Source organism: Paenibacillus sp. NPDC057967 (assembly GCF_042887015.1).
GTDB lineage: Bacteria > Bacillota > Bacilli > Paenibacillales > Paenibacillaceae > Pristimantibacillus.
This window is the reverse complement of sequence record NZ_JBHVQB010000002.1, coordinates 288,083-301,593: the sequence shown is the minus strand read 5'-3', so window position 1 is coordinate 301,593 and position 13,511 is coordinate 288,083. Positions and strand designations below refer to the sequence as shown.

Below are 13,511 nucleotides of genomic sequence, written 5' to 3'. Positions count from 1 at the left end.
TAGACGAGGAGAAAGAGACTGTTCATGACATCCATATACAATTATTGACCTTTCACTTGCGCCCCGGCGCGGGCCGTCCGGTAATCTTGCGGCGTCGTGTCATTCATCTTCTTGAAGAAGCGGATAAACGCCAGCGCCGAGTTATAACCAAGCTTGGCGGATATTTCATTGACCTTCATCGACGTGTTCAGCAGCATATCAATCGCAATGACATTCCGGTAGTCATTCACGTACTTCGACAATCCGATTCCGGTCATCTGCTTATACAGCCGTGACAAATAGGATGGATTTAAGCTTACGAAATCGGCCAAAGCCGTCAAAGAGATGTCCGTCGCGATATGCTCCTCGATATAGCGATGCACTTTATTGACGACTTCAGTGGGCAGCAGGCTGCCTCTAAGCGTATTCCACTCGAAGAAGCAATCGGCTAACCGTTTATAATAGTGAGTCAGCTCGGGCCATGAGGTTGAATCACCGTGGCGGAATAACGGATCGAGATCCATCTGTGTATTGACGTAATCGCAAATATCCCGGTTTTTGTGCAAATAAAACAGGAACACTGCCGATAAAGAATGATACAATTCAATCTTCCGCTCATTGGATGTGCCGGAGTCCGTCCAAACCGATGTAAGCTCGGCATAAAGCTTGTTGAACGGCTCGCGGTGGTTATTTTCGAGACAGTTCATCAGCAATTGCACGCGGGTATGGTAGAAGCTGTCCCGATAGCTTCCCGCTTTGTCGTCGGATTCTCGATTTTGAATGTCCTTGTCGGTCATAATGACCTCATGAAACAAACCATGTCCCTGCACCAAGCCGTATTTGATGGAATGGAACCGGTCCGAGACATCGCTCCAAGCGGCAGGCTCACTGCCGAGCAGGAACGAAACCGACAGCCCCAGCAATTGCTTGCATGTTTCTTGAATTCTCTCTAATATGCCGCTTGCGTAGCGATGCGCTCTGATCCAATCCGGGCTGCCCGGCTCTGCTGCCATGCCATCCGATGCTTTCGGCTGAAACAGCCACACGATCTTCGACAGCTCGAATACGACCGAATAGCACCTCACCTGGGCAGTCAAATATTCATCGCCTACGTTTTGCAGCGCGTAAGCAAGCAGAGCTTTGTCAGGAGTTGTAAACATCTCTTTCCAGGCGTCAATTCTTCCAACAAGCATATAGACCGACATGGATGCATCCAGCGAAATATCAATTTCTTTGAAAATTTGCGCCAGCTGGCTCTCCGTGACTTGTTTGCCTTGAAGGAGGCTCCACATGTATTCCTTTTGCAAAGAAGGCAATGCCCTTCTCATGTTGGACTCCGCCCTTGAGATCATTTGCGCCTGATCCTGTTCGGCTTCCAGCTTTTCAATGGCGCGTTCGATGGCTTGAATGATTTTGTCGTCGCTCTCCACCTTCAACAGGTAGTCAAAGCCGCCATAGGTCATCGCATCTCTGGCATATTGAAAATCATTGTACCCCGTTAAAAAGATCACTTTGCACGCCGGCCATTGCGACAGGACTTCCCGCAGCAGCTCAATCCCTCCGATACCGGGCATCTTAATGTCGGACAGCACGATATCCATGCGCTGCTGGGACAGGATTTGAAGCGCTTCTTCGCCCGAATAAGCCTTATGCACCTCCAGCTGCAAATGCTCCGTCTGCTCAAACAGTTCCAATAAGCCGTCTACAATAATAGGCAGGTCATCCACGATTAGCAGTCTATACATGCTGATTCCTCCTCTAGCTCGCGCTTAGTTTGATTATGACCTGCAGTCCTCCCAGCTCGGACCGCGACACTGTGAGACCGTATTCCGCTCCATAACGCAGCTGGACCCGGCGATGAACATTCAAGATCCCGGTCGTCTCCTCAATCCGGTTCGTCGCGTGCAGCAGCTTCTTGCGCAGAAGCTCAATCCCTTCATCCGTTATGCTCCGCCCGTTATCCTCCACATAGATGGTGAAGTCGTCTCCCTTCAGCTCGCTGTGAACCCACAGCTCACCGGGCTCCAGCATATTGCCCAGCGCATGCTTGTATGCATTCTCGATAATAGGCTGCAAGATTAGCCTCGGGACCGCAAAATCCGGCGCATCGCCTTCAAACAACACATCGATCCTCTCGCCGTAGCAAATCGATTGCATCTTCACATAGGTGCGGGAATGCTCCAGCTCAAGCGCCAGCGGGATATCATCCTCATCGTTGCGGGTAATGAACTGGAAGTATTGTCCGATATACAGACAGAATTGATAGGCTTTCTCCTTCTGGCCCTCTGACTTGATCAAGCGGCATAGCACGAAAAAGCAATTGTATAGGAAATGAGGATTAATCTGCGATTGCAGCCGCTTCAGCTCCGAACGCTGATTGCGGATTTGCCCCTCGTAATTTTCTTCGATTAACGTCTTTAAATACCGCACCGTATCGTTAAACGCTTCATACAAATAGCCGAACTCGTCGGCCCCGCGGTCGATGACGATTGGGTCCAGCCTGTTCTGCTGGACGCGGCGGAAGGAATGAACCAGCTTCATTAGCGGCCGGTAAATAATCCGTAATAGAAAATACGTAAAAAATAACACGATGACAGCCGCAAGCGCACAGGCCCACCAAAATAACGTACGGTACATTTGAAGCGTGCCGAGAGCCGTCTCCTCCGGGATGCAGGTAATGGAGTACGCGTTCCAAAGCTCGGAATACTGATACACGGCAAGAAACCTCTTATCCTTATAATGGATCGTTTCATACCCGCTGCTTGATAGCGCTTCCTTTTTTCCCTCTGCAAAAACTTTCATTTCCTTCAACCAGTCGGCATCCGCGCCGCTATCAATGCTCCATTCTCTCTCCAGGTTGAACAGCGCAGTATGACCGCCCCGCTTTCTGCCGATTTGCGCAAGCGTTTCTTTGATCTTGGCGGTGGACAGCTCGACTCCTACCAGATACAACGGTTCTCTGGACGTATTAATCGGATATTGCATCGTAATGAACAAGCGGTCTCTCCAATAGATAAAGGGCTCCTCATACAGCTTCGCGTTATGCTGCATCGCCCTGTATTCCTCATCGTCCAGGAACGTTTCGTAGCTGTTGCTGAGCACCGTGCGTCCGATGAGCGGAATATAAGCTTTGGCTTCCCGAATAAACGGACTGGAGTTCTTCATCAATTCCAGACGTCTCTGGACATCCAATATGTTGCGGGAGCGGTCATACGAGCTCATCTCATTGCCCGTTGTCGCAATCTCCATTAAATCCTGATCCATGACGTAATTAGGCAAATAACGGCTGATCCGGTCCGCTTCCTTATCGAGCGAATCCATATAGAACTGGGTTGTATTCAACACCGATAACGAAATCTCGCTGCGGATCGTATCGGAGCCTTTTTCAATAATCATCCACGTAATGGCCAGAAGCGGCAATAAGGCCGCCAGAAAGGCAGCCATAATCTTTTTGAATATAGAGGAATCATGCAAGAAGAATACGCTTTTCATAAGGTTGTTCCCCCGTCGGCCAAGTTAGAGCGCATCTATCCTATTCTTTGACACTCCCCATAACGATGCCCTTGATAAAAAATCGCTGCAGGAAAGGATATACGATTAATATCGGGAAAGCCGCCACAAAAATTTGGGCCGCCCGGCTCGTACGGTCCGACAGCTTAAGCAGAAGCTCCACGTTCTCCGCCTTGATGAACCGGAAATCCATCTTGATGATCACGGTCTGGAGGAACGTTTGGAGCGGATAATTTTCAGTATGATTCATATACAGCATGCCGTCAAACCAGCTATTCCAATGGCCCACCATCGTAAAAAGTCCCGTCGTAGCCAAAGCCGGCAACGATAGCGGCACATAGATTTTCCAAAGGGTTGTAAAATGGCTCGCGCCGTCAATCCGTGCGGATTCCTCAAGCTCCTTAGGCAAGCTGCGGTAGAAGTTAAGCAGCAGGATTACGTTGAACACAGGAATCGCGGTCGGCAGCACAAGCGCCCACATCGTATCGATCAGGCCTAGCGACTTGACTGTCAAGTAGGACGGAATAAGGCCGCCGCTGAACAATATGGTAAAGACGAATACCCAGGCGTACAGCGTTCTGAGCCGAAGCTGACGGTTATCCTTCGATAACGGATAGGCCGTTATAATCATAAGCACCATGCTAATGGATGTCCCGAGGACGACGCGCTGGACTGACACCCAGAACGCGCGCAAATATTCCGGTTTTCCGAATACGTTCTCATAAGCAGCGGTTGTGAATTCAACCGGCCACAGGGATACCTGACCGGCTGCCGCCGCGCTCCCTGAGCTGAATGAAAGCGCCAAGATGTGAATGATCGGCATTAGACATAAGACGGATATGAGCAACAGGAATGTATAGTTGCATGCTACAAAAATTTTTCTGCCGGGTGATCTGTTAGTAACCACGGTAAGTCTCCCTTCTGCATGGCGGATGAATCGTTAGAAGATACGATAATTCGCTAGACGGTAAGCCATAATGTAGGATACCGAAATGAAAATAAATGACACAATGGACTTTAGTAGTCCTACGGCGGTAGCGAAGCCGAACTGCGCCTGCTGAACGCCCATGCGGTACACAAAGGTATCGATAATATCCGCGCTTTCATAGACAGGAGGGCTGTACAGGTTAAAGATTTGCTCAAAGCCGGCATTCAGTACATTGCCGATATTAAGCGTAAGCATGAGCACAATGATCGGCATCATACCGGGCAAGGTCACATGGAATGTCTGCTTCCACCGCCCCGCGCCGTCAATCTCTGCCGCTTCATACAGGGAAGGATTAATGCCCGTCAGCGCAGCCAGATAGACAATCGTGCCGAATCCGAACTCCTTCCACACATCGGATACCACCATGGCATAGGGGAACCACGCGTTGTCCCCCAGAAAGAAGATCGGCTTGATGCCGAATACGCCCAGCAGCTGGTTCAGTACCCCCGACGACGGCGACAACACATCCACCAATATGCCGCTCAGCAGTACCCACGACATGAAATGCGGCAAGTACACAAGCGTCTGGAACGTTCGTTTGATCCATTCCCTCCGCAGCTCATTCAGAAGAATCGCCACGGTAATCGGTACAAACAGGCCCGCCACAATCTTCATAACGGCGATATAAATGGTGTTGAAGAAAATGCGGCCGATATCGGGATATTCCATTAGCAATTGAAAGTTTTTGAGCCCGATAAAGGGTGATCCGAACAATCCTTTGTTCGGCACGTACTTCTGGAAAGCCATAATAATGCCCGCCATCGGCACATAGCTGAAGATGAGCACCAGGCCAATAGCCGGAAGCAGCATCAGATGAAGAGGCCATTCCCTCTTCCATAGCCGTGATAGTCCACTCATGCCTTTCACCTCGTTGTTTAACTGAATCCGATCCGTTAAAGCCTAACAAAAGAGGGATTGTGCCACTGTCACCCAATCCCCCGATTTATCCGCTTTGCGATTCGTGTTTATTTATGAGTTGCGTACCACTCGTTCACTTCTTTGGTCATTTCATCTCCGCCAAGCTTCTTCCACTCCGCAACGAATTTATCGAATTCATCCACGGACACTTGGTTCATGATGATTTTGAAGTAAACTTCATCCCGCTTCTTAATCAAAATTTCTTGTCTGTCCACCATGGCTGGTGTTGGTGCGCCATAAAATTTATTTTGCAGATACTGCTTGTTTTTCTGGATGTCAGGCACGAGCGAATACACGCCTTTTGGACCGGAGATCAAATATTCCCACCACATGCTTGTGTCGCCGCCGTCCACATACTTCATCGCGCGCTCATACCGCGTTTTGTGATCCTTCGTTTCCAAGATGCTTGTATCTTTGTTCTCAATCGCTTTTGGCAAAATTTCGCCGTTGTTGTCCATTTGCTTGCCTACACGCAGAGGGCTAAGCAGCCAGTAGTTATTGCCTTTTTCCACACGGTCTTTGCCGAACTCATACACCTTTTGCTCATCTGTCGGATGGTTGTCGACCGCGATCCATTGGTTCAGCAGTCTAATGACGCCTTCCGGATGCTTCGCTTTTTTGGAGATGACGTAATATTCGTCTACGCCAAGCCCGATTTGCCCAAGTGCCGGATTGCCGTCTACCGTAGGAATCGGGAACGCGCCCCACTCTTGCACAACTTTGCCATCCTTCACAGCGCCTTTCACCAATTGTGCAGGCGTCCAGGATGCGCCGAATACCATGCCGATGCTGTTGTCATAAACCAATTCGGCCGCTTTCTCGGTGTCCTTAACCGCAAACTCAGGATCGATCAGCCCTTTTTTGAACATGTCTTGCAAAGCGGCAAGCGCATCCTTCACCTGAGGCTGAATGTCGCTGTTGACCAAACCGCCGTTGCCGTCTTCGATCCAAATGTTCTCATAAGCATGATAGCCGTTCAGGAAAGCCCGAAGCCCTGTAACGCCTGTTTCCATGCTGAACGGGTTTTTGCTGACGGCAAGCCCGTAAGGAGTGCCTGTGCCGCCCGGATCTTTGGCCTTGAACGCCTCTGCGATCGCCACCATGTCCGCCATCGTTTTTGGCTCCGGCAAATTCAGTTCCTTCAGCCAATCCGTACGCACGAACAGGGTCTGGAATTGGAATGGATTGTAAGAGCTTGGAATACCCATCAGCTTGCCGTCGAACGTGGCTGTCTTCATCTGCATGCCGCCGTCCATCATCAGAAACTTTTTCGTCTCTTCCGTAGCATGCTGGTCATACACTTCCGTCAAATCCATAATCATGTCCGCTTCCGTCAATTCTTTGAGCTGCGTCGCGTTGACGAGCAGGAAATCCGGCAGATCGTTGGAAGCGATTGTGATCTTCACCTTTTCCTTAAACTGGCTGACATCCGCTACCCACTTGTTTGTAATCTTGACGCCGATATCTTTTTCGTACGCATCATAAACTGCGTTTTTCTCGAAGCTTTCGCCTTCGTCAAACTTCAGGTATTGATCGCTTGGCGAAACGGTGGAAACTTCAATCACTTCATTTTGCCCGCCTTGCTCTGCGGGTGCGCTTGCACTTGCGCTTGGACTTGGATTCGCGTCAGTCCCGTTGTTGCTCGTGCCTTTGCTGCATGCGGTAATGGCCAGACAAAGAATCATGGCGACGATCATAAGCACTTTCTTTTTCTTCTTCATGCTACCCCTCCAGATGATCTCAATGTGAATCTCGCTTCGGCTTTCATAGCTCTAGTATAGAAAGGAGAAGGCGCGCCATCCATATACTACTCTTTACTTTCATATACACCTCTTGACAAAGCTTTATAATTACCAATAATTAGATAAAATTCGTATTGACTCTCCCAAAAAATTGGTTAAGATGTTGAAAAAGAACAGCACCCTATTCCATTCTATCGGAGGGATATCATGAAGAGTATAAGCCGTATTTTTTCTAAAAAAGGATTAATCGTATCTTGCCAGGCGCTGCCGGATGAGCCGCTCTTCGGCGGAGATACCATGGCGAAGATGGCGGATGCAGCAGTCCAGTCCGGTGCAATCGGCATCCGAACGAACGGAGCCGACGATATTAAGGCCATTAAGCAAAAGGTCAAAGTGCCGGTTATTGGACTAATCAAACGGGACCTCCCAGGCTCGGACATCTTCATTACACCGACGCTGGATGAGGTCATTACGATTATAGCCGCAGGCGCTGACGTCATTGCGCTGGATGTGACCGACCGAGAAGGACGGCTGGAGGCTGTGAAGCCTCTCATCAACTATGCGCATCAGCACGGCGTTGCCGTCATGGCCGATGTATCTACATTTGAAGAAGGGGTTGCAGCACAGCAGCTCGGAGCTGACTTCGTCGGAACGACGTTGTCGGGATACACGCTCTATAGTCCGCAGCAGGAAGAGCCCGATCTTCTATTGGTAAGGCGGCTTAGCGCAGCGCTTGAGGTTCCTGTTGTAGCGGAAGGCCGCATATGGTCGCCCGAAGATGCTGCGAGGGCGATGCAAGCAGGCGCTACCTATGTGGTTGTAGGCAGCTCCATTACCCGGCCGCAGCTTATTACAGGCCGTTACGTTGAGGCGCTGAGAGGATTGGCGAAATAATGGCTCCGATCGGAGAAGAAGCCATGACAACTGAAAAGACAGATTTGTTCGATCCTGCATCCAAGTATGCAATCGGCATAGACATTGGAGGAACCAAAATAAATGCGGGTATCATGACGCATAAAGGAGAGATATTGCTTTCGGAGAGCTGGGAGACGTTGGCCGGGCAAGAAAACACGGTTCGCCGCGTTCAGGGGTTCATCCAACGTTTGATCGAGGAAGCAAGTAAGACATGGCCGGATATTCGGTATCGGGGGATCGGCATCGGGAGCGCAGGCCAAGTCGACTGGCAGGAAGGCAGCATCCGGCATGCTTCAGAGCTCATTCCCGGATACAGTAGAGCGCAGCTTAGGTCTATTCTAGAGAAACAGTATGGTATGACGGTGTGGGTCGACAATGATGTGAATGTTATCGCGCTGTCAGAGATGAGGCTCGGCGCTGGGCTTGGCAAGCGTCAATTCATTTGCCTCGCGCTTGGAACGGGAGTCGGCGGAGCCGTTGTTGCCGAAGGCCGTCTGCTTCATGGCGCATGGGGCGGAGCCGGGGAGCTGGGTCATATGTCTGTCGATTTCCAGGGCATCCCGTGCATCTGCGGATCAAGAGGCTGTCTGGAGCAATATGCGTCCGGGACGAGCATCGCCTGGCGAATGCGTGAACGCCTTGCGGCAAGCGGCACGCCTAATGAAGGGGTGAACGCTCGTGACGTATTTGCGCTCTGGCAAGCGGGCGATTCGCTGGCAGCCAGCGTTATGGACGAGACGATAGCCGCGCTTGGTTCAGCTATCACTTCACTCATCCATATCTTTAATCCCGAATTGATCATTATCGGCGGCGGAGTTGCTGAATCCGGCGCACCGCTTCTGGAGCGGCTGCGCCAGGAGGTCAGCAGGTACACTATGCCTTCATTCGCGGAAGGCGTCCAGATCGAAACCGCCCGTCTTGGCAATTGGAGCGGTATGATCGGCGCTGCGCTGCAAGCTTGGGAGTATGAATAGGGAATGCCAAATGACGAAGCGATGGCCTTATATGGCGATGCCCTATGAGGCTGTATTTTTATGTGCTTGACGCACGCCGCAAAAAAAGACATCCTGCTCCATTTTACGGAGAACAGGATGTCTTTTTTTTGCTGTTAGGCGCTAACTCAAGCTGATTCTATTCTTTTTTGCGTCCGTATGGCTTTGGGCTTTCTGTCAACAAAATAGTATACGAATACTGCATAAAATCCAATATGCGAGAATCGAATATAGTAGAATGAATTGGGTTGATTTGATTGTACAAAAGAATACCAATTTACGCGAAGATAAGCTTGTAAAGAAAGGAAGTTTAATTTGAACATTATAGAGAATTTATACGAAGGGAACATCGACCCGGCAGCATCGATCGTCCCAAGAAATCCCGAATATCGCGTATTCATTCAAAAAATATCGGACGCCATGCTCGAATGGAAAAAGAAACTTTCGGAAGATGAATTCGCAGAGCTTGAACGATTACTGGACTTGCGAAGAGAGCTGGAGATACTTCAAGCGCGGGAATCCTTTATGCAAGGTTTTAAGATTGCCGGGCAAATGATGGTTGAGGTACTTAATGAAAAGGATTAAAAAGTTTAAATACGGAATTGAATGACTCATATACCTCTGTCTTAAAGATATATTTATACTATCTGCAAATAAAAGCGTCTGGCTTGGTCACACCCGCTATAATTCACTTTCCATTCGATTAATTTCCAGAAAATAAATAGTAAGTGCAGCACCCAAGTCTGTAGATAGACAAACCACAAACCAGAGCATGACGAATCACACCCATTCAAAGCACCGATGATACGGTTCACCGTATTGCATCTCGGTATAACGTTTATAGGTGGTGCGGTTTGTTGTTTAATGAATTCGAGCAAGAGGCTGGTCAAAAAATGTTTACAAGATTGGGGAGACAATCCCAAAAAAACCAACAAAGAAGCTTCTAAATCCACAGTTAAGGTGGGACGGAAGCTTCTTTTTGGAGTGTCTTTCACCCAAGTGGAGCTACAAAAAAAATCTTTGAGCCCCCTTGCTTTAACACTATTTCTTTCCGTATATTTTTAAATATACTTAACAATAGGTTCTTTACTATACTCCTTGTAATTGGTTGTCTCTTTGTTCATTAAGAAACCTTGTGATAAATCCAACAATATAATCAATGTCTTCATTACCATTTACCTCAAGATTTCCTTTAATGAATTTAATGTGTTTATTTATCTCCTCTTCATTATCTCCAAATAATGCTAAGTATTGAATAACAAAACCCAAAAATGAAACTGCAATATCCAATATTTTCATAAATTCATATGATTCTAAAATTTCTGAGTAAGCATTTAATGTAGCGTTATTAATTCTGTAAGTTCTGCTCATATCCAGAATTTTTTTAACAGAACATTTTTTAATAAGTTCCTCAAAGTCATTACTTACTTCCGGGTAGTCTCTTACTATAGATGACATATAGTATCTCGTCTTGCCAACATACTTATCCATAAATTTAATAAAATGAACAGAAGCCTTTTCAAAATCTTCAACTGTCAATTCGTCTTTAACTCTTTTTAACATCCCAATATAGGCCGGTGGAAAGGTTTTGTAGTCAGCATTTTTGCCCATTCTTAAATATGGTCTAATACCATCGACACCATTTTTTTTGTAACACAAAAAGATATCATCTGCATCAAAACTTATAAATTCAACCTTATAATTTCGAAGGTTTGAAATTGATATTGCTACCAACTCTCTTGTCGACGGTTTATTTTGCTTGAGATAATGGAAGAACGTATTGATATCAATTGAGTAATTAGAGTGGAACTCTCTTTTTACGAGCACTTCCGTATTTAAAAAAGGTACTTTCAATTGTTCGGATAATGCAATACAGTCCAGGGTATCATCAGGTAACAGTTTATTCGAATCTGATTTGATTTTTATTCGCACATCAACTGGAACTTCTCTTACATTTAATGATTTATTTATGTATTCAAGAATACTTCTTGAAGCACTTCTCATGATTCCTGATTGTCTTTGCTTTACTATTGTTACTGCGTTAAAAGGTATCAGTACTTCCTTAAATGAATCAAGTAAAGCCAACGCTCCAGATTCAGATAGTATTGCTAAGGTGTTGGCATCAACCAATATTTTATCATCAATTTTATCAGCTTCTTCAAATGCTTTATATACATTTCCATTGGAAATTTGAACATTAGTAAATGGATAATGATTATACATGAGCATTTCTTCTACGTTAGTTCCTACTAAAGTATTATATGCCGCAACTCCAATTACTCCCTGGTTAAAGAACCTGTTAATTTGAGTTAAATCCCTATCACCAGCAACAGATTTAAATTTCTTTATTAATTCTGCTCCACTTTCATTATCAGAATGTTGGATGACTTTAAACCATTTTGGATTAGGGTTCTTTGCATAATATTCAGCCATGTATTTAAAGGCTTCATTCGTTTTACCGTTATTCATACAAAATGCGGAATAAAATTGATGATATGGTGACTCTAAATCATTCTGGGCATAATCCTTAATTTCTTCAAGCTTTTTAAAGGCCTCTACTAGGTTGTCTTTCTCATTTAAAATAATTGAATAATAAATGTAGTATAGTTCAGGCTTATCTAGCATCATAGGTTGAACTTGTTCAAGATACCATTCAGCATCATATAAGGAATTGCTATTTAACTTTATCTCTACTGCCCTTATCAAATCATTATAATTTTCACTAATCTTAAACAATTCATAGTAAGCTTTTGCTGTTTTATCAAATTCCCCTTTAAAGGTATAATAATTAACCTCCAAGACAGCTTTATTAATTGGAGATATTATTTCTAAGTTGCTATTCTCATAATCATAAAAGAATTTATCATATTGTTCCATATTAAGCCAATGCATTAATTTGTTAAAAACAACATAAGGTAATTGGAATCCAATAATACTGTAGTGCCCTCTATCTACTTTTTCAAAGAATTCGTTCAGCTCTTCATTCAGATTGTAGTCCAGAAGTATTGCAAGCATGTCATATAAAACAAAAGAATTCACAACAACCTGCTTTAACTTCTGAATTTCTCCAATTACCTTATCCTTTTCATCTCGCTTATGGAGAAACTGTATATAGTTCATCCAGAGAATCTCATCATTATTATCTCTGTTAAATTTCTTATAGTAATGAAGATACCTGTCCCATTGATTATCTTCTTTCAATGCATTTAATAAAGCAAGTTGAAGCACTTTATCATCTTGATAGTCATCTTCGAGTACTGAAACCAGTAATTCAATTCCAGTAGTATAGTCTTTATTATATGCATAATAGATCGCTTGATACTTTACTCTCTCATAGTCATCAAGATGTCTAAAAGTATCCTCATTGTAGATACCATTAATAACTTCAGCTTCAATGACATGTGTTAAAATATTTGGTTTCGATAAGTCAATATACTCCTCACATCGGCTTCTAATCTCAAGAATTACATCATGTTTATTAGTAATTGAAAGAATGTTAAAAAGAAATGGAACTACCATTCTAGCTATTGAAGGTAAAGTATCGCTATTCCTACTCAGATATATTGTCTCAAATTTTTCTTTTGCCTTCTCCAATTGAATGAAGTCAATATTATCAAGGGTTGTCGTTCCGTCATCTTTCATTACCTTTATTGATTCAAAATACTCACAAACTGCAATACCAATTTCTTTTGTGAGGCTTTTACTGAAATTATTTGACTCAATATAATTTTCTTTCGCATAACTAAAATCCTTATAATTAAACGCTACATCACCTAAATTTGCATGTATTGTTGCTTTATCTTTGATTCTAAGCCCTTCTTTATGAAGTAACTCAACTAACAGCTGTTTAGCTTCTTCGTAAGAAATAACTTTATTTGTGGTTTTTAATAAAATGCCTACTGCTATGGCATTGACATAATCAGGATTTGCTTTAATAGACTTCTCATTAAGTAAAATAGCCTTCCCTAATTCCCTTTTATTATAATGCCAGACAGACAGCAAGTAATAATAACGATGAATTTCTTGAATGTCCTCACCTAACGCTTCAATTCTATGTACCCAGAATTTAATCGTTTTTTCTTCAGCATCATTGTTAATGTAGCAATTCAATAAACCGTTGTATATTAAAAACCTCTCATCTTTTGAATAAAATTTAAAATCTATTGATTCTATTAACTCTTCATATTTTTCAATTGCCAACTGATTTTTCCCATCAGATATTAATTCTTCAATCGGGTAAATTTTTTCTTTAAGACTTATCTTAATTTCATTTCTAATAATGGATTCATACTTAGTATCTGCGTTTGCTTCACCATAACTATTAAAGTTAATTTGATTATATTGTTTAGTATATACAGAATCTGACATGTCAATATTACCACTTTTAGTCTTAGGTTTGACATTATACTGTGTCACTTCTTTTTTATTTATGAAGTTATGCAGGAAGTCTTTAATAAATCCCATAGT

The 13,511-nt window shown here is 44.5% G+C and carries 9 protein-coding genes; 3 read left to right on the top strand and 6 right to left on the bottom strand.

Annotation, left to right across the window (positions count from 1 at the left end; translation table 11 throughout):
• Positions 1-41: 41 nt before the first annotated feature.
• The 5 genes from ACFVSO_RS05855 to ACFVSO_RS05835 all read right to left on the bottom strand — a co-directional run bounded on the left by ACFVSO_RS05855 (position 42) and on the right by ACFVSO_RS05835 (position 7,116).
• Positions 42-1,724: a response regulator gene (locus ACFVSO_RS05855; protein WP_387471057.1), complete on the bottom strand. Its 1,683-nt coding sequence runs from the start codon at positions 1,722-1,724 to the stop codon at positions 42-44.
• 13 nt (positions 1,725-1,737) lie between these two features.
• Positions 1,738-3,471: a sensor histidine kinase gene (locus ACFVSO_RS05850; protein ID WP_387471055.1), complete on the bottom strand. Its 1,734-nt coding sequence runs from the start codon at positions 3,469-3,471 to the stop codon at positions 1,738-1,740.
• Positions 3,472-3,511: 40 nt separating this feature from the next.
• Complete coding sequence (locus ACFVSO_RS05845; protein WP_387471053.1) at positions 3,512-4,396, bottom strand: carbohydrate ABC transporter permease; 885 nt, start codon at positions 4,394-4,396, stop codon at positions 3,512-3,514.
• A gap of 33 nt (positions 4,397-4,429) precedes the next feature.
• On the bottom strand, positions 4,430-5,335 hold the full coding sequence (locus ACFVSO_RS05840) for an ABC transporter permease (protein ID WP_387471051.1): 906 nt from the start codon (positions 5,333-5,335) through the stop codon (positions 4,430-4,432).
• Positions 5,336-5,442: 107 nt separating this feature from the next.
• Entirely contained in the window at positions 5,443-7,116 is a 1,674-nt protein-coding gene (locus ACFVSO_RS05835; RefSeq protein ID WP_387471049.1) for an extracellular solute-binding protein, read from the bottom strand.
• Between the two features lie 228 nt (positions 7,117-7,344).
• Between ACFVSO_RS05835 and ACFVSO_RS05830 the strand changes: the two genes are divergently transcribed.
• The 3 genes from ACFVSO_RS05830 (at position 7,345) to ACFVSO_RS05820 (ending at position 9,629) form a co-directional block, all read left to right on the top strand.
• Entirely contained in the window at positions 7,345-8,031 is a 687-nt protein-coding gene (locus ACFVSO_RS05830) for an N-acetylmannosamine-6-phosphate 2-epimerase (RefSeq protein ID WP_387471047.1), read from the top strand.
• 23 nt (positions 8,032-8,054) lie between these two features.
• Positions 8,055-9,026 (top strand): ROK family protein, encoded by a 972-nt coding sequence (locus ACFVSO_RS05825; RefSeq protein WP_387471045.1) that lies wholly within the window; start codon positions 8,055-8,057, stop codon positions 9,024-9,026.
• Between the two features lie 333 nt (positions 9,027-9,359).
• The gene (locus ACFVSO_RS05820; protein WP_387471043.1) at positions 9,360-9,629 is read left to right on the top strand and encodes a DUF6809 family protein; all 270 of its coding nucleotides are present in this window, start codon (positions 9,360-9,362) and stop codon (positions 9,627-9,629) included.
• 504 nt (positions 9,630-10,133) lie between these two features.
• On the opposite strand, the gene ACFVSO_RS05815 is transcribed toward ACFVSO_RS05820, so the two are convergent.
• Positions 10,134-13,508, bottom strand: coding sequence for a hypothetical protein (locus tag ACFVSO_RS05815; RefSeq protein ID WP_387471041.1), 3,375 nt, complete (start codon positions 13,506-13,508; stop codon positions 10,134-10,136).
• Positions 13,509-13,511 lie beyond the last annotated feature (3 nt).